Annotated in this window: 22 protein-coding genes; 8 read left to right on the forward strand and 14 right to left on the reverse strand. The window is 59.4% G+C overall.

Annotated elements, in window-relative coordinates; translation table 11 throughout:
• Nucleotides 1–8: 8 nt before the first annotated feature.
• Nucleotides 9–491: an MSMEG_0572/Sll0783 family nitrogen starvation response protein gene (locus tag PGH32_RS22595; RefSeq protein ID WP_123333457.1), complete on the reverse strand. Its 483-nt coding sequence runs from the start codon at nt 489–491 to the stop codon at nt 9–11.
• Nucleotides 492–858: 367 nt separating this feature from the next.
• On the opposite strand from PGH32_RS22595, the gene PGH32_RS22600 reads away from it, so the two are divergent.
• Nucleotides 859–2,259 (forward strand): aminotransferase-like domain-containing protein, encoded by a 1,401-nt coding sequence (locus PGH32_RS22600; protein ID WP_337895233.1) that lies wholly within the window; start codon nt 859–861, stop codon nt 2,257–2,259.
• Between the two features lie 30 nt (nt 2,260–2,289).
• Nucleotides 2,290–2,583, forward strand: coding sequence for a hypothetical protein (locus PGH32_RS22605; protein ID WP_337895234.1), 294 nt, complete (start codon nt 2,290–2,292; stop codon nt 2,581–2,583).
• A gap of 361 nt (nt 2,584–2,944) precedes the next feature.
• Here the strand turns inward: PGH32_RS22605 and PGH32_RS22610 are convergent, their stop codons facing one another.
• Genes PGH32_RS22610 through PGH32_RS22620 form a run of 3 tightly spaced genes read right to left on the reverse strand, consistent with a single transcriptional unit; the run spans nt 2,945 to nt 6,978 of the window.
• Nucleotides 2,945–4,372 (reverse strand): efflux transporter outer membrane subunit, encoded by a 1,428-nt coding sequence (locus tag PGH32_RS22610; RefSeq protein ID WP_337895235.1) that lies wholly within the window; start codon nt 4,370–4,372, stop codon nt 2,945–2,947.
• Nucleotides 4,369–5,421, reverse strand: a complete 1,053-nt coding sequence (locus PGH32_RS22615) for an HlyD family secretion protein (protein WP_314419145.1) — start codon at nt 5,419–5,421, stop codon at nt 4,369–4,371. Before PGH32_RS22615 ends, PGH32_RS22610 begins: the two co-directional genes overlap by 4 nt.
• A 9-nt stretch (nt 5,422–5,430) precedes the next feature.
• Nucleotides 5,431–6,978 (reverse strand): MFS transporter, encoded by a 1,548-nt coding sequence (locus tag PGH32_RS22620; RefSeq protein WP_337895236.1) that lies wholly within the window; start codon nt 6,976–6,978, stop codon nt 5,431–5,433.
• 180 nt (nt 6,979–7,158) lie between these two features.
• Here PGH32_RS22620 and PGH32_RS22625 point away from each other — a divergent pair, with 180 nt between their 5' ends.
• On the forward strand, nt 7,159–7,644 hold the full coding sequence (locus tag PGH32_RS22625) for a universal stress protein (protein WP_337895237.1): 486 nt from the start codon (nt 7,159–7,161) through the stop codon (nt 7,642–7,644).
• Between the two features lie 5 nt (nt 7,645–7,649).
• On the opposite strand, the gene PGH32_RS22630 is transcribed toward PGH32_RS22625, so the two are convergent.
• The 3 genes from PGH32_RS22630 to PGH32_RS22640 form a co-directional block, all read right to left on the reverse strand.
• Nucleotides 7,650–8,558: a LysR family transcriptional regulator gene (locus tag PGH32_RS22630; RefSeq protein WP_314419152.1), complete on the reverse strand. Its 909-nt coding sequence runs from the start codon at nt 8,556–8,558 to the stop codon at nt 7,650–7,652.
• A gap of 104 nt (nt 8,559–8,662) precedes the next feature.
• The gene (locus PGH32_RS22635; protein ID WP_337895238.1) at nt 8,663–9,787 is read right to left on the reverse strand and encodes a porin; all 1,125 of its coding nucleotides are present in this window, start codon (nt 9,785–9,787) and stop codon (nt 8,663–8,665) included.
• Complete coding sequence (locus tag PGH32_RS22640; RefSeq protein WP_337895239.1) at nt 9,784–10,239, reverse strand: helix-turn-helix domain-containing protein; 456 nt, start codon at nt 10,237–10,239, stop codon at nt 9,784–9,786. Before PGH32_RS22640 ends, PGH32_RS22635 begins: the two co-directional genes overlap by 4 nt.
• A 453-nt stretch (nt 10,240–10,692) precedes the next feature.
• On the opposite strand from PGH32_RS22640, the gene PGH32_RS22645 reads away from it, so the two are divergent.
• Together PGH32_RS22645 and PGH32_RS22650 are read left to right on the forward strand one after the other, a co-directional pair.
• Nucleotides 10,693–10,902, forward strand: a complete 210-nt coding sequence (locus PGH32_RS22645) for a YdgH/BhsA/McbA-like domain containing protein (protein WP_314419157.1) — start codon at nt 10,693–10,695, stop codon at nt 10,900–10,902.
• Nucleotides 10,903–11,678: 776 nt separating this feature from the next.
• Entirely contained in the window at nt 11,679–12,299 is a 621-nt protein-coding gene (locus PGH32_RS22650; protein ID WP_314419158.1) for a response regulator transcription factor, read from the forward strand.
• Between the two features lie 74 nt (nt 12,300–12,373).
• Here PGH32_RS22650 and PGH32_RS22655 read toward each other — a convergent pair whose 3' ends face one another.
• The 5 genes from PGH32_RS22655 to PGH32_RS22675 are packed head-to-tail and all read right to left on the reverse strand — an operon-like array spanning nt 12,374 to nt 19,550.
• Nucleotides 12,374–17,941: an ATP-binding protein gene (locus PGH32_RS22655; RefSeq protein WP_337895240.1), complete on the reverse strand. Its 5,568-nt coding sequence runs from the start codon at nt 17,939–17,941 to the stop codon at nt 12,374–12,376.
• Nucleotides 17,938–18,324: a response regulator transcription factor gene (locus PGH32_RS22660; protein WP_314419163.1), complete on the reverse strand. Its 387-nt coding sequence runs from the start codon at nt 18,322–18,324 to the stop codon at nt 17,938–17,940. The genes PGH32_RS22655 and PGH32_RS22660 overlap by 4 nt, the downstream gene beginning before the upstream one ends.
• Nucleotides 18,325–18,365: 41 nt before the next feature.
• Entirely contained in the window at nt 18,366–18,620 is a 255-nt protein-coding gene (locus PGH32_RS22665; protein ID WP_314419165.1) for a XapX domain-containing protein, read from the reverse strand.
• A gap of 31 nt (nt 18,621–18,651) precedes the next feature.
• Nucleotides 18,652–18,804, reverse strand: coding sequence for a DUF1427 family protein (locus PGH32_RS22670; protein ID WP_443112821.1), 153 nt, complete (start codon nt 18,802–18,804; stop codon nt 18,652–18,654).
• Between the two features lie 59 nt (nt 18,805–18,863).
• Nucleotides 18,864–19,550 (reverse strand): hydrolase, encoded by a 687-nt coding sequence (locus PGH32_RS22675; protein WP_337895241.1) that lies wholly within the window; start codon nt 19,548–19,550, stop codon nt 18,864–18,866.
• Nucleotides 19,551–19,870: 320 nt separating this feature from the next.
• Between PGH32_RS22675 and PGH32_RS22680 the strand changes: the two genes are divergently transcribed.
• Nucleotides 19,871–21,748 carry an amidohydrolase gene (locus PGH32_RS22680; RefSeq protein WP_337895242.1) on the forward strand — a complete coding sequence of 626 codons (1,878 nt, stop codon included), beginning with the start codon at nt 19,871–19,873 and terminating at the stop codon, nt 21,746–21,748.
• A gap of 188 nt (nt 21,749–21,936) precedes the next feature.
• A complete protein-coding gene (locus PGH32_RS22685) occupies nt 21,937–23,565 on the forward strand; it encodes an MFS transporter (protein ID WP_337895243.1) in 1,629 nt (542 codons plus the stop codon).
• Nucleotides 23,566–23,635: 70 nt separating this feature from the next.
• Here PGH32_RS22685 and PGH32_RS22690 read toward each other — a convergent pair whose 3' ends face one another.
• Entirely contained in the window at nt 23,636–24,361 is a 726-nt protein-coding gene (locus tag PGH32_RS22690) for a pirin family protein (RefSeq protein WP_337895245.1), read from the reverse strand.
• A gap of 127 nt (nt 24,362–24,488) precedes the next feature.
• Here PGH32_RS22690 and PGH32_RS22695 point away from each other — a divergent pair, with 127 nt between their 5' ends.
• Nucleotides 24,489–25,367, forward strand: a complete 879-nt coding sequence (locus PGH32_RS22695) for a LysR family transcriptional regulator (protein WP_337895246.1) — start codon at nt 24,489–24,491, stop codon at nt 25,365–25,367.
• 70 nt (nt 25,368–25,437) lie between these two features.
• Here PGH32_RS22695 and gap read toward each other — a convergent pair whose 3' ends face one another.
• The gene (gene gap / locus PGH32_RS22700) at nt 25,438–26,439 is read right to left on the reverse strand and encodes a type I glyceraldehyde-3-phosphate dehydrogenase (RefSeq protein ID WP_314419179.1); all 1,002 of its coding nucleotides are present in this window, start codon (nt 26,437–26,439) and stop codon (nt 25,438–25,440) included.
• Between the last annotated feature and the right edge of the window lie 34 nt (nt 26,440–26,473).

The raw sequence follows: 26,473 nt of genomic DNA on the forward strand, positions 1-26,473 counted from the left end.
GCCTCCGCTTACATGGTCCAGGTGTCAATGATCAGTGCGTTGTCACGCACATGCAGTAGCTTGAGATCCAGCACATCCAGCGGGTTGATTGGGCGCACCCCTTCCAGTAATGACGGTTCGCCGTGACCGTACAGCGCCTGTAATGCAAAACGACAGGCATACACTTTGCCGCCCTCGGCCATAAATTTGTTCAGCTGGTTGGCATAGTTCTGATGACCGGGAAACGCTTCCGCTCCGATGGTCGGGTAGCCTCGCACCACCCCCAGCAGCACGCCGGGTCCATAAAGCAGAATTGAGGTTTCGAATCCCTTACGCTGCAGGCGGGTGGCCTGCAGCATATTGACGAAGCCAATGGATCCTTCAAAGGCGACCGTGTGGAAGGTCACTAATGCCTTCTGTCCCGGTTCTGCTTTCACATCCTCGAACACCTTCTCTTCGTAATCGACAAAGAAATCACCGGTGGCATGAGCTGGTAATGTGACTTTTGGCATAGCACGTTTCTCCCGTTTATTGTCTGGGGGAGTCTGGCTCCCCATGTTGGCGCATCCGCAGGTGATGCTGTATTAACGGGAGCAAGGGACGTGCCAGCCACGATTTAGCCTGATGCAATCAACCTCCCATCAATTGCTTATTTTGTGAGCCAGAAATTTTTTTACCCGGCGTAATTCCCTGTTATTCGCGGGGCCATCACCCCATCCTCACGACATAAATGCACCGGTTTGATGCTGTTTTGCACCAAAAAAGCACACAATAAAAATCATCATGCAATCAATGATGCAATCAATGGAAATTTGATTGCAGAGGGGCATGACGGACGGCATAGTGTGGGTCTTGCCTGGGCCCGGAGGCGCCACGACGATGCTGACCAAACTCTCCAGCAGCTGGAACACCCATCTCACTCATCAAACGCAACGCCCGGCTTATCTGCTGATTGCCGATATCATTGCTGACGGCATCAACAGCGGGGAGTTTCAGCCGCGCGACCGCCTGCCGCCTCTGCGCGATCTGGCCGTGTCGCTGTCGCTTAACTACACCACCGTGACCCGTGGCTATGCCGAAGCGAAACGACGGGGGCTGATTGATTCCCGGCCGGGGTTAGGCAGTTTTATTCGCGGCAAGGTGCCTGCCGTCCCGCTCACCGGCGGCAGCAGTTATGAAATGACCATGAACTCACCGATTGAGCCGGGGGAAGAGCTGGCGCAGGCCATCCGCGACGGTGCCGTCAATATGTTTGCGCAGAAAGACCTCATCCGCCTGCTGCGCTATCAGGATTTTGGCGGCACGGCTGACGACAAGGCGATGGCCAGCGTGTGGCTTGAGAAGCAGCTGCCGCCGGTCAGCGTCGAGGAGGTGCTGATTACGCCAGGCATCCACAGTGCGCTGGTGGGGCTGCTGACCCTGCTGTGCCGCCGGGGCGGCAGTGTGGCGGTTGCCTCGCTGATTTATCCCGGGCTGAAAGCCATCGCCAGCCAGCTCAATATCCCACTGCAGTCGCTACCGTGTGACGAAGACGGCCCGCTGCCACGCGCGTTTGAACATCAGTGCCAGACGGGAAATATCGGCGCATTTTACGTTAACCCGACGCTGCAGAACCCCACCACGCTGACCATTCCCCTGCGACGCCGTGAAGCCCTGGCCGACGTCGCCGAACGCTACAGCATCCCGGTGATTGAAGATGAGGCGTATGCCGCGCTGGCGACGGATCACATTGCCAGTTTCAGTGAGCTGATACCGCAGCTGACGTGGTACATCACCGGTATGTCGAAATGCTTTGGCCCGGGATTACGCACCGCATTTGTCAAAGGGCCGGGCAGGCGCAACACGGAGCTGCTGGCCGGGGCACTGCGCGCGCTGAATGTGATGGCGAGCCCGATAACCAATGGATTAGTCGCTCAGTGGATCCAGGATGGCACTGCCGATCGCGTGCTGGATTCGATTCGTGCGGAGGCCGGTATCCGCCAGAAGCTCGCGGCGGAGATTTTGCAGCCGTTCACCGTGCGCGCGTCGCAGCGGGGTTTTCATCTGTGGCTGCTGCTGCCGCGCCACCATAACTGGAATCCGGCTGAAGTGGCCGTGAAACTGCGCGAACTCGGCGTCAGCGCCGTTTCCAGCGCGGCGTTCTGCACCGATAATAATCCCCCCGATGCGCTGCGCATCTGCCTGGGCGGCGCGTGGTCGCGGGAACTCTGTGCAGAAAATCTGCAGACGATTTCCCACGTACTGCAGTATCCGGAGCACTACCACAGTATCCTGTTGTAAAATAGCCAAAAAGGGAGGGAGAGGATGTTAATGCGACAAACAACGGTCAGTTTTACTTCGGGTCTTTGCTGGATAAGCTTCTGGATAGGTACCGCACTGGTCGGCACGTCGTGGCTTTACGCCAGGCTACAGGGGCTGACATTTCTGACGGGTATTGAAAAGGGGTTTCTGGCCTTACAGTCACCGGACAGCACCGTGGCGTTATTACTGTCCGCCGGGGCGATGCTGATTGCCCTGGGGTTAATTTTCGTTCCCCTGTACTACTCCGCGCTTTTGGTCGGTGCCTTCGTCAAAATTCTTACTCGTCGTCCGATCAGGATCTGATGCGAAGAGCGATCGGAAAATGAAAAAAGAGTTCGAGGTTGTCTTTACCACAAACCCAACATCTGAAGATATCTACGGTGAGATTCTGTACGACAGCCAAATTCTTTGCAGGCTGATTAAAACAGAGGTTGAGGATGAAGAAGTTGAAATCGAATTTTTCTTCGATCAGATTGTGCTTGAGCGGAAAGCTGAAAGGCGCTTTCCGCTCAAGGACTTCATGACTATCCTGCATGAAGTCGAAGATGAACTGATTCGCTGGCTCAAGAATATTAATAAGATTACCCTTACCCCGGATTGCGCTCAGAATGACCGGATCGCAGCGCCAGCCAGGTCGCCCTGCGATCGGGGAACTGACTTATTTTCACCGCTGATTTCCCGCTATCCCGTTCTCCCATCCTCCACCCAGCGCCTGATACAGCCGCACCAGCGCCAGCGACACGTCGGCGTCGCTTTTCACCAGCGCCTGCTGCGAGGCCAGCAGTTCCTTTTGCATGGTCAGCACGTTAAGAAAGTCGGTGGCACCCGCTTCATACTGCTTTGATGCCGCCGCCAGCGCGATGCGATCGTTTTCCACCAGGGTTGCCAGCTGGCTGCGCTGGCGCTGATACGTGTCGTAATCCACCATCGCGTCATTCACTTCATGCCAGGCCTTGAGCACCGTGCGCTGGAAGTGGATCGCCGCTTCCTGCTGCCGGGCTTTTTTCAGCGCCAGCTGCCCGCGCAGCCTTCCGCCCTCGAATATCGGCAGAGTCAGCGACGGACCGACGCTGTACAGGCGCGATCCCCAGTTCCCCAGCTGGCTGAACTGCATCGCCTGTAGCCCGATGTTGCCGGTCAGGGTAATACTCGGATAGAAATCTGCGGTCGCCACGCCAACATCGGCGGTAGCCGCGTGCAGCTGCGCCTCGGCGGCGCGGATATCCGGCCGCCGCTGCGCCAGCTCGGACGGCAGCCCCACCGGCACTTCCGGCGGCGTCAGCGGCAGCGGTCGGCTCCCGGCCAACCGTTCGGTTAATGCCCCCGGGTTCTCACCCAGCAGGAAACTCAGCGAGTTCATCAGGTGCGCCTGCTGCTGCTCCAGCATCGGCAGCGTCGATTCAACCGAGGCAACCTGCGCCCGGGCCTGCGCCACCTCCAGCTGCGTGGCCACGCCGTCGGCCAGGCGGATGCCGGTCAGCTTCAGGCTGTGGCGGGCGATATCCAGGTTCTGCAGGCTGATATCACGCTGTAGCTGCACGCTGCGCAGCTGGACGTAGTCGCTGACGGTCGCCGCCTGCACGGTTAACAGCACCGCACGGCGCTGGTCGTCGCTGGCCTCGACGCGGGCGGCGGACGACTCTTTCTGGCGCCGCAGCCGCCCCCACATATCCAGCTCCCAGGCCGCACCGATGCCCGGCTGCCACACGCTCCAGGCCTTTTTACCGCCCAGCCCGGAGATATCCTGCAGCCCGTTCTGACTGTTGCGGGCGTGCTGGAACGACGCCGTGGCGTCAATCGACGGCAGGCTCTCCCCGGTGACCACCTGATGTTCCGCCTGCGCCTGGAGCAGACGCGCCTCCGCCGCCTGCAAATCGAGGTTGCTTCGCGCGGACTGTTCAACCAGCGCGGTCAGCGTGTCGTCATGAAAAATTTGCCACCACTGCGGCTGCAGTCCGCGTTCTACAATGCGCCCCGCCGCGTGACCCTGCGGCCACCCCTGCGGGCTGTTCACCGTTGGCGGCGTGAAGTCCGGGCCGACCGTGCAGCCGCTCAGCAGCAGAATACCGGTGGTTAAAGCGGCCAGTTTCATGATTTTTCTCCGGCTTTCGCGGTGTGGATGGTGGCTTCCACCGCCATACCCACCCGCAGCTGCTCCGCCAGGCGTTGCCCGCCGTCGAGTTCAATTTTGACCGGAATGCGCTGCACCACCTTGGTGAAGTTGCCGGTGGCGTTATCCGGCGTAATCGCGGAGAAGGTGACGCCCGTCGCCGGCGCAAAGCTGTTTACCACACCGTGCAGCAGCGCCCCGCCAAAGCCGTCGACGCGAATATCCACCCGCTGTCCGGGCCGCACGTGCTCAAGCTGGGTTTCCTGAAAATTCGCCACCACGTAGGCTTTATTCAGCGGTACCACTGCCAGCATCGGCGTGCCGGGCGTGACGTAAGCACCCTCGCGCACTACCCGCTGCCCGACCCATCCGGCAACCGGCGCCAGGATTTTGGTGTACGACAGCCTCAGCCCGGCGGTATCCCGCATCGCCTGCGCCCGCTGTAGCTCCCCCTGCGCCCGCTGAAATTCGGCCTGTAAGACCACGGTTTTCGCGCGGGCGGCGTTAAGCGTGGCGGTATCACGCGCCACGTTGGCCTGGGCGGTGTCGATGCGCGATCGCGCCAGCTGGGCATTTTGCTGGCTGCCCGCGCCGTGGACGGCCAGGTCGCGATAGCGCGCCAGCTCCGCTTTGGCAAAAACGTAACCGGCCCGGCTGGCCGCCAGCGTGGCGTCGGCCTGGTCAATCATCGGCTGCTGCTGCGCCAGGCTGGCGCTGGCGTTCGCTACGGTGGCCTGCTGCACCACCACGCTGGCCTCTGCCGCGTTCATTTCGGCAAGAAGATCGCGGTCATCGATCTCCACCAGCAGCTGCCCCTGTTCCACATACTGATTGTCCTTGACCGCCACCCGCACAATCTGCCCGGTGATACGCGGCGTCACCACCGTGTAATCGGCGCGGATAAAAGCGTCGTTGGTGCGCCGATCGGCACTGCCGCTCAGCAGGCCAAACCCGATCCCCGCCGCTACGGCCAGTACGGCAGCCCCGGCCAGAACCGGTGCGTGTTTCTTAGTGAATTTTAATGAAGTCATGATCGAGCCTTATGCGTGAGAAGCGGCAAGCGGCCGCGGCGGATACACGCGGGTTGCCATTAACGGAATAAATAAAATCAGGACGGCTGTCAGCCCGGTCATCACCTGATACACATCGGCGGAAGCCAGCACCACCGCCTGCACGTGGATCTGCTCCGCCAGCGCGGACAGACCTTCGCCGTCAGAAGGAGAAAGCGACAGCGCCTGGCCGCTGTTGCCCCACTGATTGACCAGCGTGTTGGAATGAAAATATGCGCGGGCGGTGGTCAGCCCTTCCAGCACCCCGGTACCGACCACCGCGGCCATTCCTTTCACGGTGTTGAACCACGCGGAGGCGAACGGCCCTTCGGCGGGCGGCAGGCCGTTGGTCGCCAGCAGCAGCAGCGGGATCACCGCCATCGGCTGCCCGAGGATCTGCAGCATCTGCAGGCCGTAGAAGTTGTCGCGGATCCACTCGGAGGTCATCGCGCTGCCGAGGTAGCAGGTGACGCCGATCAGCCCCAGGCCGCAGGCCAGCACCCAGCGGCAGTCAACGCGGGTGAAATTGCACAGCGCCGACACCAGCGGCAGCGCCACCAGCTGGCCCAGCGCCACGTACAGGGCCAGCGGCACGGTTTGCAGCGGCCGATACCCCTGGATCTCGGCCAGATAGCCCGCGGGGATCCCCGGCACTGCGACCAGAATTACCAGCACCCCGCCGAGGGTTATCAGCGAGAAGGTTAAGTTACGCCGCGCCAGCTGCTGCACTTTGAAAAACGGCAGCGGATGGAACCATTCGTTGATCATAAACAGCGTCAGGGTTGTCAGCCCCAGCAGCAGCATCCGGCAGATAAACGGTGAATCCAGCCAGCCCAGCCGCGTGCCCTGCTCCAGCACCACCACCAGCGAGGTAATGGCCGGGAGTCCGAGCAGCAGACCCACCCAGTTGAACTGCGCGAAGCGTTCCAGCCGCAGCGGGTCCTGTGGAATACCCCAGGAAACGGCGGCCATCGCCAGCAGGCAGATCGGGATGATTTGCCAGAACACCATTTGCCAGCCGGTGTACTCAGTCCACAACGCCGCCAGCGGAATGCCCAGATTCGGTCCGAACGTTGCCGTCAGCGCATAGGCCCCCAGGCCGTACAGCTTGATCCCCGGCGGTAAAAACCGCAGCGCCGCACTCATCAGCATCGGCGGCAGGCAGCCGCCAAACAGCCCCTGGATCGTGCGCAGCACGTAGAGGGTCGGCAAATTGGGTGCCAGCGGGCACAGCATCCCCGCCAGCATAAACACGGCGGTCACGCCGAAGGTAAAACGGCGCAGCGATAGCGTGGCCGAAAACCACGGTGCAAACGCCATCGCCGCCACCTGCGCGGCTTCATACAGCGTGGTCAGCCAGCTGCCTTCATCGTGGCTGACCGACAGCACGCCGCGAACGTCGGTCATGGCGATATCCGTTACGTGCTCGTTTAATCCGGCCACCAGCGATGCCAGCAAAATGCCGGTCAGTCCCGTCATGATGCGCAGGTCAAACGCCGCCGCGGGCGGCGCAGCTTTGGGTTGCGCGAGTGTTTGCATAGTTCATCCTTTCCAGTCGATCAGGCGCACAGTCTAGAAAGATGACCGGGGGACAGGAATTGCGATGTGTGCAGCCGAGGCGTGCGTCTGACGCACTGGTCAGATGCGTGCGGAGGCATTTATTTACCCGCGCGGGAATTGGAAGATGCATGCTTTAACCCTGTCAATGAAGGAAACAGCATGTTTAATACGATACTGGTCGCCCTGGACGGTTCACCACAGTCGCAGGCGGTGATCGAGCTGAGCCGTAAAGTCACCGCCGGCCATCCGGCAACGCTGCATATTCTGTGCGTGGTCGACGGCGCGTATCTGCTGCCCGAGGAGAACTATTTTTACCCCGAGGAGCAGCACGCCACGGAGGCCAGCGACGGCCTGGTTTACCCTCCCGCCGACCGTGAATATCAGGCCGCACAGGAAACGGTGAATCAGGCCGTTGGCAGCCTGCGCTGGGAAAGCCGCCGGGTGAGTGGTCTGATTATCGGCGGCGAGCCGACGCAGGTGATCATCCAGCAGGCGGCCAGGCTGAAGGTGGATCTGATCGTGATGGGGCACCGGCATTTATCATCGCTGAAACGCTGGGTCGAACACTCCATCGTTAAGGAGGTGATCGACCTCGCGGCCTGTCCGGTGCTGGTTGAAAATGCGGAAACGGAGCAGTCGTGCTGAGGGGTTTAGCCCCCGGCTGACTGAACGCAGAGTTGGTGAATAGTCCGCCGCAGCCACTGATGGGCAGGATCGTTCTGGAATCGCGGATGCCAGGCCTGCACTATGGGAATGGCATCCAGTTCCACCGGCAGCGGAAACGCCCGCGTTTTAATCCCCATCTCCTGCACCGCGCGAACCACGTGGCCCGGCAGCGGCAGGATCAGATCGGAGTTTCCCAGCGAAAACACTCCGGAATGGAAGGTCGGCACCACCAGCGAGATATGGCGCACCAGCCCCAGCTCCGCCAGACGTTTGTCTATCGGCCCGCGCGCGCGCCCACGGCGGGACACGCTGATCTGCTCGTAGCGGGCAAAGGATTCCGCGGTGATCTCGCTGGCGAATATCGGATGATCCTCGCGCGCCAGCCCCATGAAGTGCGTAGAAAACAGCGACTGCACGTGGATATCGTCGCCGAGCGGGCGCATGGCGCTGATATAGAGATCCACCTTGCCGTCGCGCAGGCTGTCTTCATCGCTGCCGCTTTCCGGGGTGAAGCGCAGTCCCACATTGCCCGCCTCCTGCCGCAGGCGGCTGAGCAGTACGCCGCCAAACGCGCTGATAAACACATCGTTGGCATGCAGCGTAAAGGTGCGTTCCAGCTGCGATAAATCCACCCCCGACTGCGGCTGTAGCAGGCGAACAGCCTCACCCATGACCTGATGCACCTCTTCCCGGAGCGCCAGCGCGCGCGGGGTCGGCACCATTTTCCGCCCCGCCTTGACCAGAATCGGGTCGCCCAGCTGATGCCGGATGCGGGTCAGGGTCCGGCTCATTGCCGGCGGGCTGAGGTTCATTCTGCGCGCCGCGCCAATCACCGATCCCTCATCCAGCAGGGCATCCAGCGCAATAATCAGATTTAAATCAGGAATTTTCATACTCGTTTATCACGTCAACATCCATGCCCTAACATAGCCAGAAAGCGGCCTTCGGCAAAGATAAATACCACGTGAGCAACGAAGAAGCGCCTGTTTTCAACCGGTTAAAACTGATAAACCAGCCCGACCGCCAGCACATCATCCGTCGACACGCCTGCGGCCTGGCTGAAGTCGCTGTTATCGATCAGGTTAAGTTTGTAATCAACGTAGGTTTGCATATTGCGGTTAAACAGCCAGGATGCACCGAAATCGACAAACCGCACCAGATCCTGACTGCCGAAAGTCTGGCCGCTGGCGGCACGGCCGAGGTCGCTGGCGCGCGCCTGGCTATAGGCGATAAACGGCACCAGCCCGGAATCGAAGCTGTACTGGGCAAACAGTTCGACAATGTCTGACTGATTGGCATAGCCATACGCCCCGTCCCCTGAAGCCGAACCAAAGCGTGAGGCGTTATACGCCCGGGTGTACATCGCCGCGAGATACAGCCCGTTCGCGTCATATTTTATCGCGCCGGAATACGCTTCTGCCCGATCGCCCTGCCCCATTATCCCGCCGCCGGCATTATTCTGCGCACCGGTACGCCGGGACTGGGTAAACGCGCCAACCGCTTTAAAATCACCGGCAAATTCCCAGGCCACCGACATCCCGTAGCCGTTACCGTTCTGGCGCAGCGCACCGCGGGAGCCGGGTTCGCCGCCGCCGTCGTTCCTGCCCTGATACTGGAGCGTGACGTTCAGGCCGTCCACCAGGCCAAAGAAGTTGCTGTTGCGGTACGTCGCCAGGCCATTGCCGCGGCGAAACATAAACTGATCGGTGTTATAGGTCTGCGCATCAAATTCCGGCTGCATATCGGTCAGGCTCAGTGCGTCATACAGCACACCGATATTGCGTCCGTAATCCAGTGAACCGTAGTCACCCAGTCTGATGCCGGCAAAGCCCAGACGGGTATACATCGAAGCCCCGCTGTTTTCGGGCTGATTCATATCGACCTGGGTCTGCCACTGCCCGTAGCCGCTCAGCAGGGGCGAGATCTGCGTTTCTCCCTTAAAGCCGAAGCGCATGTAGGACTGGTCGCCGTCCTCGCTTTTATTGTCACTCAGGTAGCGCAGGCCGGAGATCAGCCCGGACAGATCCAGCCGGTTTCCGTCGCGGTTGTAGATTTCAGCCGCGAAACCCGGCGCGGAGAGCAGGAAACAGGACGCCAGCAGCGTCAGCGGGCGAATGCTCATTGTTCCTCTCCGGACAGGCAGCGCCAGGCAAAGATCACCTGGCTGTTTTCACGGGGTAGCGATCGGGGGGCGTGCTTTTTTCTGAATGCGGCGGGCGGCACGTTCAGATAGCGGCGAAACGTCCGTGAGAAGGTCTGCTGGCTGGTAAAGCCGTTATCAAACGCGATTTGCATGATGTCTTTATTCGTAAACAGCAGCGACTGTGCCGCCCTGATCAACCGCCGGGTGCGAATATATTCGGCCAGATTGTAGCCCGTTTGTTTTCTGAACACGCGCTGGAAGTGGGAATGCCCGTAACCGCTTTTGCGCGTGACCGTGCTGACCCTGATGCGTTCGTCATCAAGATTATCTTCAATCCACGGGATGATATCCTGCACAACCGATTTTATTCCCCTTCCCGGATCCTGCGCTGTCCGGTTCAGGGATTCGCGTGCAGAACTGGCGATATGCATATTTTCTCCTGTCCGATCGTTTCAGCGTTCGGATAGCGGCCTTTGCGAAGTCTTTGGCTCCGCAGGTGATAAAATAAAGGAGCCTAATTATCTTATCAGTCGGTAGAAAATATAAGTTATACAGACGGATAGCTATACAGATGGATAGTTATACCAATGGATAATTGCTAAGTGGCCAAAGGGGATATAACCCGGGTATTCCCTGCCCGCATCCGTTCATCTATTACCGCTGAGATCCACGCTGCTGGCGGCTATTCTGTGACGGATCCGCCGTCGCCGGACCGTGGCAAACGTACGGCAACAGGGCGGCAAAATCCCTCGCGACATATTATTCAAATTTTCTGACTTACTTCAGCAAAAGACAGGGATGTTTTTCATCCCCGCACGGGTCTACTATGCATTCCATCGAGGCGAAACGCCTCATCCAAAACAAAATAAACTGAGGAATCAATCATGAAATCTATCAAAACTTTCGTTGCAGTATCCGCCCTGGCTCTGGTTTCTTTCGGCAGCATGGCGCAGAACGTTACCGCTACCGCCTCCACGCTGGATGCCGCAGAAGCCAGTATTGCAGCCCAGGCAAAACAGAGTGGCGCAACGTATAAAATTACCGGTGCCCGCGTTGATAATCACGCCTACGTTACCGCAGAACTGATTAAATAATCCTCCTACGCTGGAACACCCTCCTGACGCCTGTGAACCGTTACTCACAGGCGGCCGGGAACGAGAAAAGGAATATAAAATGAACACGTTCAAAACCCTGATTGCGCTGTCGGTTATCACCCTGTTTATGGCGGTCTTGTCGACGAAACGTGCGCGCCCGGCTCGTCACTCATCGTAATGGTTAGCAAAATTTCAGGCTGGCTTAATACGCTTTTTCCGCCGCGCGATTGAGCCGTTGTAAACCTCTCGAAAAATCCTGCCAATGTTAAACCCACCGGCACCGTCTGGCGCTCTAAGGCGTTAATTTCCCGATCGAATCGGAGATTAATTGCTCACCCTGCGATTATTCACATAATCCCCTTCTCATACAGTGGATATACTTTTCAGGCGATGACGGGAAATAACGTCCGGTACGTTTCAGAATTCGTGTCGCATTTGAATAATATTATTTAACTGTTTGCGCGTAAATGATGCACATTGACTAAGATAATTCTTACCACTATATCCTTCACGCTTCTCAGACATAATTTGTAATATTCATCACTGCCGGCTGATTTACAATCACGTGATTCCGAGGGAGATGTTTTATTCATAATTTCATCAGGTTACATAAGCATCCCGGATGATAAAAATAGTCGTCATTTACAGAGAGTTGGTATAGTATTTAATATTATAAGGACGTGCTCCTTATATAATTCATACAAATAAAAACTATTCCGCGCCTCAGAGGCTGCACTTTTTTCGTTACGACCATCACACCGACTGAGAGTTCGCCAATGAATCACACCGTTTATCTTGTTGATGATGATGTATCAGTGATTACCGCACTGACCAACCTGCTTAAATCCGAAGATTATATTGTCGCTCCGTTTACCTCTCCTCAGTCTTTCCTGGCGGCGTCACTCTCTTCCGGCCCGTGCTGTCTGATTGTGGATATCAACATGCCCGGCGCTGACGGCTTTGATGTCACCCGCGCGCTCAGCGAGCGCGGCGACGCGATCCCGACCATTTTTCTGACCGGCTTTGGCACCATTCCGATTACGGTCAAAGCGATGAAGGCCGGTGCCTGCGAGTTTTTAACCAAGCCGGTCGATCCCGATCATCTGCTGCAGGCCGTGGCGGAAGCACTCAGGCTGTCCGAAGCGGGCATGGAAACCGCCCGGGAGAAGCGGGTGTTGACCGAGCGGCACCAGTCGCTGACGCCGCGCGAAAGCGAGGTGATGCTGCTGGCGATTGGGGGGTTGCAGAATAAACAGATTGCCGCCGAGATGGGCGTCAGTGAGATCACCGCCAAGGTGCATAAGCGCCGGGTGATGGAAAAAATGCAGGTGCGTTCGCTGTCGGACCTGGTCAGGGCCGCCGAGCGGCTCAGCATGGTCAAATCGGCCAGCCGCTAACGTTGGGGAGCCTGTAGACGCGGTAAATTCCTGCGTGATGGCCATTCCCTGAGCCGTGTCTCAGGGAACGGGTTTTAACTTTCGGCTTCCGTGGGAAGCGTGAACCAGAATTTACTGCCGCCGTCCGGGCGGTTCTCCGCTTTCAGTTCGCCCTTATGCTTTTTGATAATCCCTTCGCAGATGGTCAGCCCCATGCCCATTCCCTCTTTTTTGGTGGTGTAGAAGGAGTCGAAAATGCGCGATATCACCTCCTCCGACAGGCCGGTGCCGTTATCGGCCACCTCAAAAAGAATCGTATCCGGGTCGGGATTCGACGAGGAGAGCTTCAGCACGCTGGCCCCTTTGCCTTTCTCAACCATCGCATCAATGGCGTTAACTACCAGATTCAACAGTACCTGTTGGATTTGCACCCGCTCGCAGTAAATATTGTCGTTCACCGCCCGGAGGTCGAGATCCAGTGAGATCCAGCGCCGTTCCAGCTCCATACGCGAAAGCGACAGGATATCCCGCGCCAGATGGTGCAGTTTAGCCGGAGCGAATTCGGCGGTATTATTGCGGGTCAGCGCCTGCAGCCCGCGAATAATATCGCCTGCGCGCTTGCCTTCACTGAGGATCTCCTGCAGGCCGTGGCAGGCGTTGTCCATATGCCCGGGTCCGCGTTTTATCCAGCGCATGCTGGCCCCGGCATTTGCCACAATCGACATCAGCGGCTGATTGATTTCATGGGCAATCGAGGCGGTGAGCTGCCCGACCGTGGTGGCGCGGGAGACGCGGGCAAGATCGGCCTGCGCAATGCGCACGGCATCCTCGGCCAGGCGCTGCGAGGTGATATCGGAGATCGTACCGAAATACTCGCTGACGTCGGGCAGATTCTCGACGGGATCGCCAATGCCCTTAATATAGCGGCACTCGCCGTCGCGGCGGATAATGCGAAACTCCGCCTGCATGCTGACGCCGCCGATGACGCTTTCTCTGACCAGTTCGCTGATGCAGCCATGATCGTCGGGGTGCACCATGGTCATAAACTCCGCCATCGACAGGCTGCGCTGCTCCGGCGGCAGGCCGAGGATCCGGCGATATTCTTCGGAAATCATCATCTGGTCTTTCGCCAGATTCCAGTGCCAGGTGCCGGTATGGCTGATTTTTTCCCCCATAATCAGCGAGGTCTGGCTGGCGCGCAGCTGTTTTTCAACCCGGCGACGGTTAACGTTCTCCTCCATCAGCTCGGCGTACAGCCGCGCGGTTTCCAGCGAGACGGCGGCCTGCGCCCCAAGCATCGACACCACGCGCGAATGTTCGGCGGTAAACACATCCGGCATCAGGCGGTTTTCCAGATACAGCACGCCCACCATCCGCGCCTGCTTGAACATCGGCACGCACATCACCGCCGCGCCGGAGGCAACCAGATAGGGATCCTGGCTGAACGGGCTGAACACCTCCGGTTTCCCGGTGCGGATCTCCTGCCCGGTGCGGATCACCGCCGACAGCACCGACAGCGGCAGGTCCGTCGCCAGCGGCGTCTCCTGCACGATTTTTACCCGGATACCGTCGGCGGTCGTCGTGGCCCGCGCCTCAATTTCCGGCACGCTGCCGTCCAGCAGGCGGATCAGCAGGCAGTGCTGGGCACCCGCCCTTTCCAGCAGCATCATCATCAGCGTGTTGATCAGCCGGTCGAGGTTAATCTCTTCGGTCAGGGCGCGCACGGCGGTAATCACGCTCTGCAGATCGCTCAGCTCGGCGCTCTGCTCAAACGACACCGTGCTGAAGGCGGCATGGCGGTGGGAGGAGGCATGATGGGGATAGCGCAGCTCCAGCTGTCTGACTTTGGCCCCGGCTCCCCAGCGCTCCCAGGCCGCTATCGCGCCTTTGATGTAGCCATCCGCGGCCACGCTCAGGCCGCAGGTGCTGGCATAGCCGGCGGCCAGTTCGCAGGCCAGCCCGTTGATATGGTCAAAACGGCCCTCGCGGGAGAGGGTGATCGCCAGCTCGTACTGCTGAGCGGCCTGCAGGGAATCGCCCTCCAGCCGCAGCATTTCCGCGCGCAGCAGCCCGGCCTTATCGGCAAAGGTACGCGGATTTTCCACCGACCAGGTGGCAATCATTTCATAATGCGCGGCGACGAACTGCCGGTCTTCATCGGTACAGGTCTGGGAGGTCAGCGGAATGGTCACCGACAGCGCACTGTACAGATGAAAATCCAGTCGGTGAATGTGTCCGGGGATGGAGCCGGTCAGCGGGGCCGCCTGGGCAAAACAGTCCGTGGCGCAGGCATATTCCCCGGCGAAAAAGTGCGCCATGCCCCGGTACAGCCAGGACCAGAACTGCATCAGCAGAATTGGCTCTATGGCGGTGCCCGGTTTCATCTGCAGAATAGGCTGCGGCGTGAAGTTTTTCCCGGAGAGCGGCGTATCGCCGGCAAAGCGCAGAAACAGCACATAGTCGCGCTGCATCTGTAAAATCACCTCAACGTCCCGATACTGTGCCTTGCTGACGTAGGCCAGACCCCGCTCGATGGAGGTCTGCACGCCTTCAAGGTGATCGCCACGCGTTAAATAGTTCATCACCAGATGGCGCAGAGCGAGGCAGGCCGAGGTCCGATCGCCCACCGCCACGGCGGTGTCGAATGTGGTTTTGGCGCATTCGATAGAATAGGTGGTCGGCATGGTCCAGATACTGACCTGGTCCAGCGGCAGCAGCGTGCGCGCCTTAAAGCTGGTGAAGTCGTGTTTGTAGACCAGTTCGCGGGCCAGCAGCGTGCTGGCGAATCCCCGGCTGTATTCGTTGTAATGGTCGCCACACAGCACGCCGTACCACGAGAGCGCAAACGTGGAGGCGCCGGTCATCCCCCTGTCCATGGTCAGATGCAGCATCTTGCAGACGATCATAAAGTGCAGCCGCGGGCTGACGAACGCGGCAAACATGCAGGCGCTGGCCATCAGGTTCATGATCGCTTCGGTTTTACGGCAGGTCATCAGCGGCAGCGGTCTGAGGCGGGTATAGGGATTTTTCCCGACCTGCTCCTTGAGTTTGATGCGGGCGGCATCGCATTCGGCTTTGTCCGGCTCGCGGTTGAGGTGAATGCCGAACACCGCCAGCCAGGCAATTGCCGTTTCCAGCGCCAGCTTGCTGTCCGATCGTCGCATATGGATTTCCGCCATCATGCAGGCGGCAATGGCCTTATCGGTGGGGTTTCCCGGCGCGCTGAGCAGCCTGCCGCAGTGGTCCTGCGCGGTCGACAGGTTGCCGTGCAGGAATTCGCACTCCGCCGCTTCCAGCGTAAAGGTGAAATCCTCCTCCGGGGTCAGCGGCGCTTCAATTCGCTGGGTGGCCTGTAAAAACCGCAAGGCCGAGACGTAATCCCCGGTGTTTTTGGCCCGCCGGGTCGCCAGCAGGATCAGCTGGCGATACCGGCTCGCGCTCTGACGGAGCAGCCCGGTGTTTTTAATCGCGGCCACATGGTGAACGACCCGGAAAAGCGCGTCGTTGCTGAGATCCTCATTGGCCCGCTCGGCCAGCAGGCTGGCGGCACGAAGGTGCAGACGGTCTTTTTCATCCGCGCCGATCAGGTCCATTGCCGCTTCCTGGACGCGGTCGTGGGTAAAGGCATAGTCCTCGTTTTTCAGGGTAATCAGCTGCGCCACGACGGCGGGCAGGAGATGCATACGGATCTCATCCTGCGTCAGGTTCAGCACCCTGCCGGGCAGAGTGAGCGAGCCGGACCCGCCCAGGCACGCCAGGCTGCTCAGCATCTGCCGGGTGATTTCGGGGACGGTCTCGATGCGCTGCAGGACCAGACTGGCGACATTTTCGCTGTACTGGCAGGCCTTAATAGCGTCGAGATCGTAGTGCCAGTCGAGGGGGAACTTTCGGTGGCTAATCAAGCCCTGCTGTATGGCCTGACGGATAAACTCCTGAGTAAACAGCGGGTTGCCGCCCGTCTTTTCATGTACCACCCGCGCCAGCTCGCAGGTGGCAGACGCCCGCACGTGAAACATGCCCGCCAGCCTGCGGGCAATGTGTTTAATGCTCAGACTCTGCGGCGTAATGTCGGTAACCCGCACGGCCGAAGCGCGCAGCGTGGTCAGCAGCCCGCGCATGGTCTGGCAGGGCAAGGTGGCGAAATCTTTGTGGCTGACTACCACCATCAGCGGGATATCTTCACTCTGGCTGAGCAGATTTTGCAGCAGCGCCAGGCTGGCGCGATCCGCCCAGTGAATGTCGTCAACGATCATCACCAGCGGCCTGCCGGGGGTGGCGAAGGCTTTGATCATGCTGCAGGCCATGGTGTTAAAGCGATCGCGGGCATCCAGCGAGTGGATATCCTCCGCGAAATGGCCTTTCTGATTGAGTAAAACGCCCAGCTCGGGGAAAAAGTGGATCGCCAGTTCGCTGTAGTCGCCCAGCAGGCGGGAGAGATGCGCACGCCAGCGGGCAACGTCCGCCACGGGCAGGCCCATCAGCTGCAGGGTCAGCGTGCGGATTGCGGAGATCAGAATACCGTGCGGCAGAATCGGTGAATGCCGGTCGGCTTTCACCACCGTCAGCAGCAGCTTCTTTTGCTGAAGTTTTTTCGCCGCCGAAGCGATAAGCGAGGTTTTGCCCGAGCCCAGTGCGCCGCCGATCATCACCAGCTTGTGCTTGCCACTGTGGCTGAACCGCTCGAAAGCGTCCAGCACCTCCTGCGCCTGAGGGTGATCGTAGTACATCACGTCAGAAGACGGCCCGGTCTGCGGCAGATCCTGCAAGCCGAGGTCGAAGCGCTCAATTTGGCCCTGAGGGGTAAGGCTCGACAGGCAGCGGCGCAGATCGGCCTGCAGCCCTTCCGCGCTCTGATAGCGATGCTCCGGCGACTTGGACAGTAAACGCAGCACGATAGCCGATACCACGGCGGGCACATCGTGGCGCACCCGCTCCGGGGGCAGCGGCTCGGAGGCAATATGGTGATGCACCCACTCGGAGTGCCCGGCATCCGGGGTGCCAAAAGGCAGTTTTCCGGTCAGCAGTTCGTACATCACGATGCCGAGGCTGTAGAGATCGCTCAGGCTGCTCACCCGCTGGGTCGTGCGCGTGGTGTGCTCCGGGGACATATAGGCCAGCGTACCGCCCGACGCGGGCAACTGCGTTTGCAGTAAAACTTCAGAAGAAGGACAGGCCAGGCCGAAGCCACCGAGTTTAAATCCGCCGTCGTCGGTCACGAAAAAATTCGCCGGTTTGATATCGCCGTGGATCAGCCCCTGCTGGTGCATCATTCCCAGCGTACTCGCCAGCATGGCGGCGCTGTGCAGGAAGTTCTCCAGCGACGGCCGCTGCACGCGCATCCGGTCGGCCAGCGTCTGACAGGCAAAAACCGGGTAAATAAGCGCATAGCGGCCGTGGTACAGGGTTTGTCCGAGGGGCTTTAGCGCCCACTGTGCGGAGAGATTCTCACGCAGCCGGTATTCGTTTTTCAGTAGCTGCGAAACCGGGAACTGGACGGACTCGCTGGCGGCGGTGGTGAGAATAAAGTCCTCATCCGAGGCGGGGCTGCGGCACAAAAACCATTCGCTGTTCCCCTCCTGCGCCAGCGAGGTGATAACCAGATCGTCGGGCAGGGAAAGCGGAGCGGATTCAAAGGAGGGGGGCGCCTCCGGGAGTGTACTCATCGGCATTCCCCGTTCGTTGCCAGCGCCAGGCGGACATGATCCAGCAGCGTATCAATATCAATGGGCTTGGGTAAAAAAGCGATGGCCCCGAGGCTGATGGCATAGTGCAGCGTATTATCATCGCCGTTGCCGGAAATAATAATACCCGGCGGATTTTCAATCCGCCGGGTAAGTTCTATAAAGAGTTCAAAGCCGCTCATTCCCTTGAGCCTGACATCAATGATAAACAGCGCGGCCTCTGCCAGCGCGGTTGCATCTTCCAGCAGCGTTTCCGCCGACTCATAAATCCGGGTTGAGTATCCCTCCGACTGGAGAAGGTTACTCAGCCCACTGCGAACGGAACGTTCGTCATCAACGACGACAATGCGCTGCGACAGCTGCATGCTGTTATCCTTTGAAATGCTCACGGAGCGTGAGATCGTCCTTAACCGGACTTTTCGTCTGGCGGCGGCGGGGTGCCGCTGATTTTCGGCACGCACTCCTGCTTAAACCAGCTGAGCGTCACCGGCTCTCGTTTAATCCATCGTTTAACCAGCGGGACAATCTGCTCGCCCACCAGCATGCCGAACAGCCCGACCAGCGCAAAAACCGGCGGGGCCGGAGAATCAACCGCGATCAGTGAATAAATCACGCCGGCCAGCATGCCGACCACCAGTGAAATAGCGTAAGACTTTACCATCTTTAGCCCACCTTCTTAGCAAAAAACAACGCTACAGGAACTGCGTTGCCAGTTGGCCACCGATAACCATACCCAGCAGGCCAATCAGTGCAATGGCGGGCGGTGCCGGTGAACGCACGTTAAGCAGCGCGTAAACCAGCCCGATCAGCACACCTGCGCCAAGCGAAACGAGTAACGGACTCATGGTTTCCCCTGATGAGTCAATGCCAACCGGCGCACGGCGCACCGGTCGGCAAAGAACAATTAACGTGCCGGGACCGGAGCCAGAGTACGGTGCTCGCTCTTCTGACGTGAAGGCGCTTTATGTACCATGGTGTAGGCGTAATCAACGCCGATGCCGTAAGCACCAGAGTGCTCTTTAGCAATGTCCATCACGGCGTTGTAGGTATCGCGGTGTGCCCAGTCGCGCTGCCATTCCAGCATCACCTGCTGCCAGGTCACCGGGATCACGCCGGCCTGGATCATGCGCTGCATGGCATAGTCGTGGGCTTCTTTAGTGGTACCGCCGGATGCGTCAGCCACCATGTAGATTTCGTAGCCGCCTTCCAGCATGGCGCACAGGGCGAAGCTGTTGTTACACACTTCGGTCCACAGGCCGGACACCACCACTTTCTTCTTACCGTTTGCCGCCAGCGCGTCACGCACTTTCTGGTCGTCCCAGGAGTTCATGGAGGTACGCTCCAGGATATCCTGGCCCGGGAACACGTCCAGCAGTTCCGGGTAGGTGTGGCCCGAGAAGCTTTCGGTTTCCACGGTGGTGATGATGGCTGGGATATTGAACACCTTCGCCGCTTTTGCCAGCGCAACGGTGTTGTTCTTCAGAACCTGGCGGTCAATAGACTGCACGCCGAAGGCCATCTGCGGTTGCTGGTCGATGAAAATAATCTGGCTGTTGTGTGGCGTCAGGACTTCAAGCTTCGAGTTAGTCATAGTAATACCCATTGAGGTTAATGATGCTGGATTAATAAAAAATGACGACGTTGTAAATTCATCGGCGTTACGCGGTCCGCTGCGCTGTGAAGCAGTCCGGGTTGACCATGGAGCGCAGTCTACGAAGCTTTTTTTATTCGCACTATTATCTCTGTGTATACCTATACGGAGGGATACCTATCCGTTTGTATAACTAGACGCTCCTCCCCCGCGCTGACCATAATCCCGTCATCTACCTACACGTCCTGCCTTTGCCGGCAGCGATTTTCTTTGTCCGTGGCCGTCGGGCCTGATTCGGACATCTCAGTTCAGGAGGTTCTATGGTAACGCTTGGTAAAGCAGACCTGATTTTAACCAACGGCCGTTTTCACACCGTCGATCGCGAAAACCCGGTTGCCGACGCTGTGGCGATCCGCGACGGTAAGTTTCTGGAAGTTGGCACCGTTGCCGAAGTGATGCAGCACAGCTGTGAAGGCACGAAAATCATCGATCTGAAGGGGCATACGGCTGTGCCGGGCCTGAACGACTCGCACCTGCACCTGATCCGCGGCGGGCTTAACTACAACCTGGAACTGCGCTGGGAAGGCGTGCCGTCGATTGCCGATGCCATGCGTATGCTGAGAGAGCAGGCGCTGCGCACGCCAAACCCACAGTGGGTGCGCGTGGTCGGCGGCTGGAATGAGTTCCAGTTTGCCGAGCGCCGCATGCCAACGCTGGAAGAGATCAATGAAGCCGCACCGGATACTCCGGTCTTCGTCCTGCACCTCTACGATCGCGCCCTGCTGAACCGCGCGGCATTAAAAGTGGTGGGCTATACCCGCGATACGCCAAATCCGCCGGGCGGCGAGATCCAGCGCGACGGCAACGGCAACCCGACCGGGATGCTGATTGCCCGCCCTAACGCGATGATCCTTTACTCCACGCTGGCGAAAGGGCCAAAGCTGCCGCTGGAACAGCAGGTTAACTCTACCCGCCAATTTATGCGCGAGCTGAACCGCCTGGGTCTGACCAGCGCCATTGATGCGGGCGGCGGCTTCCAGAACTACCCGGAGGATTACGAGGTCATTTCCGAGCTGCACGAGAAGAAGCAGATGACGCTGCGTATCGCCTATAACCTGTTCACCCAGCGTCCGGGCCACGAGCTGGAAGATTTCGAGAAGTGGACCGATATGCTGACCCCGGGCCAGGGCACCGACTATTTCCGCCACAACGGCGCGGGCGAGATGCTGGTGTTCTCCGCCGCCGACTTCGAAGATTTCCTTGAGCCGCGCCCGGACCTGGCCCCGGGAATGGAAGATGAGCTGGAGCGCGTGGTACGCCACCTGGTGGAGCACCGCTGGCCGTTCCGCCTGCACGCCACCTACAACGAATCGATCAGCCGCATGCTGGACGTGTTCGAGAAAGTGAACCGTGATATTCCGTTCAACGGCCTGCACTGGTTCTTCGACCACGCGGAAACCGTGACCCAGAAGAACATCGATCGCATCAAAGAGCTGGGCGGCGGCATCGCGGTGCAGCACCGCATGGCGTTCCAGGGGGAATACTTCGCCGAGCGCTACGGGATTGAAGCCACCAAACACACGCCACCGGTCGCGCGGATGCTGGAAACCGGCGTCCCGGTCGGCCTGGGAACGGATGCCACCCGCGTGGCCAGCTATAACCCGTGGACCGCGCTGTACTGGCTGGTATCGGGTCGTACCGTCGGCGGCATGCAGATGTACGACGTCAATGCCCGCCTGGATCGCGATACCGCGCTGATGCTGTGGACCCAGGGCAGCGCGTGGTTCTCCAGCGAGCAGGGTAAAAAAGGCCAGATCAAAACCGGCCAGCTGGCGGACCTGGCGGTGCTGAGCAAAGACTACTTTGTGGTGCCGGAAGAAGAGATTAAAGGCATTGAGTCGGTGCTGACCGTGGTTGACGGCAACGTGGTGTATGCGGCGGGATCCTTTACCTCCGAAGCGCCGCCGTCAATTCCGGTGCTGCCGGAGTGGTCGCCGGTGGTGAAATTCCCGGGCCACTACCGCAGCGCGCCTCCTCAGGCGAACGGCCGTGCGGCCTTTGCTTCCCAGCCTCACCAGTGCAGCGGCCCGTGCGGCGTGCACAGCCATCATCACGATATCGCACGCGGTTCCAGCGTGCCGGTGGCCGAAGACAACGCCTTCTGGGGCGCGCTGGGCTGTAGCTGCTTCGCATTCTGATCCCCTGAATCACGATTAACCCTGCCGCCCCGTATCACTACGGGGCGGTTTTTCTGCGCCTGAATTTCAGCCGGCCGTGCCGTCGTGCTGGGTTTCCCAGGGGCTTAACTTGAGTAACCGACTGACTCCGAATGAGAGATCGCGATTGCGGATGCCTTTCAGGGCGGGTTGGTAACAGGAGGTGCGCTATGGCGCAAACTAACGATATTCACAGCGCTACGCCGGAGGTCGCCGAGCTGCCGCCGCAGGCCGGGGTGTCTCCCTGGCAGCCGCTGAGCCAGCCGGTCTTTCGCCTGCTGTGGATTGCCACCGTAGTGTCTAACATCGGTTCCTGGATGAACGATGTCGGCGTGAACTGGACTATGCTGACGCTCAGCGCGGATCCGCTCAGCGTGGCGCTGGTGCAGGCGGCCAGCAGCCTGCCGATGTTTCTGTTTGCCCTACCGTCCGGGGTGATGGCCGACATTGTCGACCGGCGTAAGTATTTACTGTTCTCCCAGCTGTGGGTGTTTATCGCCGCCGCCGGGTTAACCGTGCTTTCCTTTACCGGCCACGTGACGCCGCCGATCCTGCTTATCGCTGCGTTCCTGCTCAGCGCCGGGGCGGCGATGAGCTCCCCGCCGTTTCAGGCGATTGTGCCGGATCTGGTGCGCAAGGAGGAACTCGGCCCGGCCATCGCGCTAAACTCGCTGGGGATTAATATCAGCCGTGCCATTGGCCCGGCGCTGGGCGGCCTGATCCTCTCCTTCGCCGGCCCGTGGATGGTATTTCTGCTCAACGCGCTGTCCGTTCTCGGCGTGGCGTGGGTGCTGTATCGCTGGAAAGCCGAACCGGCGGTGCAGCGCCTGCCGCCGGAGCACTTCTTCTCGGCGGTTCGCGCGGGTTTGCGCTACGTCCATGCCGCGCCGGTGCTGAGAAACGTGCTGGTTCGTACCGTCGCCTTCTTCGTTTTCGGCAGCGCCGGCTGGGCTTTGCTGCCGCTGGTCGCCCGCCGTGAGTTAAATCTTGGTCCCGGCGGCTACGGGATTATGCTGGCGTTTATCGGGGTCGGCGCCATCTGTGGCGCAGTCATGCTGCCGCGACTGCGCAGGCGCTTTAACCCGGACCGCCTGATGGTTCTGTCCAGCCTGATGTTTGCGGTCACCCTGCTGGCGCTGGCCTTCGTACGCAATTTCTGGCTGCTGAATGCCTTCGAATTCTTTACCGGCTTCTCGTGGATTGCGGTGCTCTCCACGCTGAATCTGGGGGCACAGCGCAGCGCGGCAAAATGGGTGAAGGCCCGCGCGCTGGCGGTGTACCTCACCGTATTTTTCGGCGCCATGACCGTTGGGAGTGCCGTCTGGGGGCAGCTGGCCTCGCATTACGGTATCCCGGCCTCCCTGTGCGTGGCCACGGTCGGCATGCTACTGGCCAGCACCACGGCGCTGCGCTGGCGGCTGGATCAGGACCCGGACCTGGATCTTGACCTCAGCAATGTGGACAGCGCCGTCCCGGCCCTGGATATTCACCACGATCGCGGACCGGTGATGGTGAGCTATGAATACCTGATCCGCCAGGACGATGCGCATGACTTTATCCTGTGCATGCAGGATATGCGCCGTGTCAGGCGACGCGGTGGCGCCATTAACTGGTCGGTGTATGAAGATATCCTGCAGCCGGGTATTTTTGTGGAGACCTTTATCGTGGGCTCCTGGATGGAGCACCTGCGCCAGCGGGACCGTTACACCATGAACGATCAGAAAATTCAGAACAGGCTTTACGAATTCCATCAGCAGGACAGCCTGCCGGCGGTCCGCTATCTGGTGGCCCCCGTTTAAACACCCCGCCTGATGTTAATGGCATAAAAAAAAGCGCTGACCGAAGTCAGCGCTTTTTATCATCCGTCGCTTAGCGCGTTGGCTGGTTCACTTCCACCGGGCGCAGATCGAACAGCAGCACTTCCGCATCCTGGCCGTCGGTAAAGGTCAGCGTCTGCTCGTTGCGCACCCGCGCCCCGTCACCTTCTTTAAACTCAATGCCGTTGACGGTGATGCTGCCGCGGGCCACGTGGATATAGGCATAACGGTCGTCCGGCAGCGTCACCGTCTGGCTTTCGTCACCGTTAAACAGGCCGCTGTAAATCCGCATGTCCTGGCGCACCTTCAGCGAGCCGTCAGTGCCTTCCGGGGAGACAATCAGCCGCATCTGCCCGCGTTTTTCACTGTCCGGCACCGAAACCTGCTGGTAGCCCGGCGCGGTGTTTTTCTCTGCCGGCACAATCCAGATCTGCAGGAAGTGAACGCCTTCGGTCTGCGAATGGTTGAACTCGCTGTGGGTCACGCCGCTGCCTGCACTCATCAGCTGCACATCACCCGGGACAATCACCGAACCGGTTCCCATTGAATCTTTGTGTGCCAGCGCGCCTTCCAGCACGTAGGAGATAATTTCCATGTTGCTGTGCGGATGTGCGCCAAAACCACGGGATTTCGCCACCTGGTCGTCGTTAATTACCAGCAGGTCAGAGAATCCGACCTGTTTTGGGTCCCAGTAGTTAGCGAAGGAGAAGGTGTGGCGTGAATGCAGCCAGCCGTGATCGCCCAGGCCGCGCTGTGCTGAAAGTCTTTGCTCGATCATGATGTGTTCCTTAGTTTTTGTGTTGGGTGGCGGGCGTTTGCCCTTCCGATAGACACAGAATATAAGTAAACTCATATGCCCAACAATGGCCTGAACTGGCAATCACCGTCACGTTTTAGTGGACAATATGCAGATAGAAGACCTCAGGATCTACGTCGCCGTGATTAACGCCGGCAGCTTCACCGCCGCGGCCGAACAGCTGCTGCTGTCCAAACAGTACGTCAGCCGCCGCATGGCCGCGCTGGAGGCCTCGCTCGGGGCCAGGCTGCTGATCCGCAACACGCGCAAACTGTCGGTGACCGATGCCGGGCGGACCTTTGCCCAGCACGCGCTGAAGATCCTCGATGACATTCAGGCGGCGCAGCAGTCGGTCTCGGAGCGCCGCCGCGAGCTGCACGGCACCTTCCGCCTGAGCATGCCGATGTCGTTCGGCATGAGCCATCTGTCGCCGCTACTGGCCGCCTTTCTTGCCCGCCATCCTGCCGTACAGCTGCACACGGAACTGGCGGACCGCTACGTGGACGTGATTGGCGAAGGGTTTGATATGGCGATCCGCATCGGCACGCTGGCGGACTCCACGCTGATGGCCCGTCGCCTGGGTGAACTAAAACGGGTGATCTGCGCCAGCCCGGCCTACCTTCAGCGTGCGGGGACGCCGCAGGTCGCGGAGGATCTGCAGCATCACGCCTGCCTGCGCTTCGGGCGCGAAGGACAGTACGGCTGGGAGCTGAACGTTGAGGGGAAAGCGAAGATTGTCGCGGTGTGCGGGCCGATGCAGAGCAATAACGGCGAGGTGCTGCGCGATGCGGCGGTGGCCGGGCTGGGTCTGGTGCTGCTGCCGGAATTTATCGTCGGTGACGCGCTGAAGCGCGGGGATCTGGTCAGCGTACTGGATGCGTGCCATCCGTCATCACTCATGCTCAGTGCGGTGTATCCGCAGCACCGCCAGCAGAGCGAAACCATCCGCGTGCTGATCGACTTTTTGCTGGCGGAGCTGGGCCGCTAAAACGCAAACGGGCCGCCGCTTCTCCGTATTGGAGAAACGACGGCCCGTATTAACTTATCAGCGTTTCAACTTACAGGCTGATGTATTTATGCAGCACGCGCACCAGCTGGGTGACAAATCCGTACTCGTTATCGTACCAGGAAACGGTTTTCACCAGCTGCAGATCGCCCACTTCACTGATTTCCGTCTGGGTTGCATCAAAGATCGAACCGAACGGCAGGCCAATCACGTCTGAGGAGACGATCTCGTCGTCGGTATATTTGAACGATTCGTTATTCTCGCAGGCGGCCTGCAGCGCGGCGTTAATTTCTGCCACCGTCACTTTTTTATCCAGCACGGTGACCAGCTCGGTTACCGAACCGGTTTTGGTCGGGACGCGCTGCGCATGGCCTTTCAGTTTTCCCGCCAGGGCCGGGATCACCAGCCCGATAGCTTTCGCCGCGCCGGTGGTGTGCGGAATAATATTCTCTGCCGCCGCACGCGAGGCGCGGAAATCTTTGCCACGCGGGCCGTCAACCAGTGCCTGGGTACCGGTGTAGGCGTGAACGGTGGTCATGGTCCCCACGCGGATGCCGAAGCTGTCGTTCAGCGCTTTCGCCATCGGTGCCAGGCAGTTGGTGGTGCAGGACGCCACGGAGATAATGGTATCGTCCGCCGTCATCTGGTCATCGTTGACGTTGTAGACGATAGTTTTCATCTCACCGGCCGGGGCTGAGATCAGCACGCGAGCGGCACCCGCATCAATGTGCGCCTGCGCTTTTTCGGTTGAGGTATAGAAGCCGGTACATTCGATCACCACGTCAACGCCCAGATCGCCCCACGGAATGTTGCGGGCATCTTTTTCGGCGAAAACGGTAATCTCTTTGCCGCCCACGACCAGTGATTTCTCACCGGCGCTGACGGTTGCCGGGAACGCGCCGTAGTTGGAGTCGTATTTCAGCAGGTAGGCGAGCATTTCCGGCGAGGTGAGGTCGTTAATCGCCACGATTTCCACCTGCTCGTTTTGCTCCAGAATACGACGGAGTACCAGGCGGCCAATACGTCCGAAACCATTGATGCCAATCTTTTTCATGGAACTCTCCAGAATTCAGTTCAGTAGTTGATTA

The organism is Erwinia sp. SLM-02 (genome assembly GCF_037450285.1).
Classification (GTDB): domain Bacteria; phylum Pseudomonadota; class Gammaproteobacteria; order Enterobacterales; family Enterobacteriaceae; genus Erwinia.

Coding starts and splice junctions, on each gene's coding strand:
- PGH32_RS22595 (WP_123333457.1), bottom strand. CDS start 491: ATGCCAAAAGTCACATTACCAGCTCATGCCACCGGTGATTTCTTTGTC.
- PGH32_RS22600 (WP_337895233.1), top strand. CDS start 859: ATGCTGACCAAACTCTCCAGCAGCTGGAACACCCATCTCACTCATCAA.
- PGH32_RS22605 (WP_337895234.1), top strand. CDS start 2,290: ATGCGACAAACAACGGTCAGTTTTACTTCGGGTCTTTGCTGGATAAGC.
- PGH32_RS22610 (WP_337895235.1), bottom strand. CDS start 4,372: ATGAAACTGGCCGCTTTAACCACCGGTATTCTGCTGCTGAGCGGCTGC.
- PGH32_RS22615 (WP_314419145.1), bottom strand. CDS start 5,421: ATGACTTCATTAAAATTCACTAAGAAACACGCACCGGTTCTGGCCGGG.
- PGH32_RS22620 (WP_337895236.1), bottom strand. CDS start 6,978: ATGCAAACACTCGCGCAACCCAAAGCTGCGCCGCCCGCGGCGGCGTTT.
- PGH32_RS22625 (WP_337895237.1), top strand. CDS start 7,159: ATGTTTAATACGATACTGGTCGCCCTGGACGGTTCACCACAGTCGCAG.
- PGH32_RS22630 (WP_314419152.1), bottom strand. CDS start 8,558: ATGAAAATTCCTGATTTAAATCTGATTATTGCGCTGGATGCCCTGCTG.
- PGH32_RS22635 (WP_337895238.1), bottom strand. CDS start 9,787: ATGAGCATTCGCCCGCTGACGCTGCTGGCGTCCTGTTTCCTGCTCTCC.
- PGH32_RS22640 (WP_337895239.1), bottom strand. CDS start 10,239: ATGCATATCGCCAGTTCTGCACGCGAATCCCTGAACCGGACAGCGCAG.
- PGH32_RS22645 (WP_314419157.1), top strand. CDS start 10,693: ATGAAATCTATCAAAACTTTCGTTGCAGTATCCGCCCTGGCTCTGGTT.
- PGH32_RS22650 (WP_314419158.1), top strand. CDS start 11,679: ATGAATCACACCGTTTATCTTGTTGATGATGATGTATCAGTGATTACC.
- PGH32_RS22655 (WP_337895240.1), bottom strand. CDS start 17,941: ATGAGTACACTCCCGGAGGCGCCCCCCTCCTTTGAATCCGCTCCGCTT.
- PGH32_RS22660 (WP_314419163.1), bottom strand. CDS start 18,324: ATGCAGCTGTCGCAGCGCATTGTCGTCGTTGATGACGAACGTTCCGTT.
- PGH32_RS22665 (WP_314419165.1), bottom strand. CDS start 18,620: ATGGTAAAGTCTTACGCTATTTCACTGGTGGTCGGCATGCTGGCCGGC.
- PGH32_RS22670 (WP_443112821.1), bottom strand. CDS start 18,804: ATGAGTCCGTTACTCGTTTCGCTTGGCGCAGGTGTGCTGATCGGGCTG.
- PGH32_RS22675 (WP_337895241.1), bottom strand. CDS start 19,550: ATGACTAACTCGAAGCTTGAAGTCCTGACGCCACACAACAGCCAGATT.
- PGH32_RS22680 (WP_337895242.1), top strand. CDS start 19,871: ATGGTAACGCTTGGTAAAGCAGACCTGATTTTAACCAACGGCCGTTTT.
- PGH32_RS22685 (WP_337895243.1), top strand. CDS start 21,937: ATGGCGCAAACTAACGATATTCACAGCGCTACGCCGGAGGTCGCCGAG.
- PGH32_RS22690 (WP_337895245.1), bottom strand. CDS start 24,361: ATGATCGAGCAAAGACTTTCAGCACAGCGCGGCCTGGGCGATCACGGC.
- PGH32_RS22695 (WP_337895246.1), top strand. CDS start 24,489: ATGCAGATAGAAGACCTCAGGATCTACGTCGCCGTGATTAACGCCGGC.
- gap (WP_314419179.1), bottom strand. CDS start 26,439: ATGAAAAAGATTGGCATCAATGGTTTCGGACGTATTGGCCGCCTGGTA.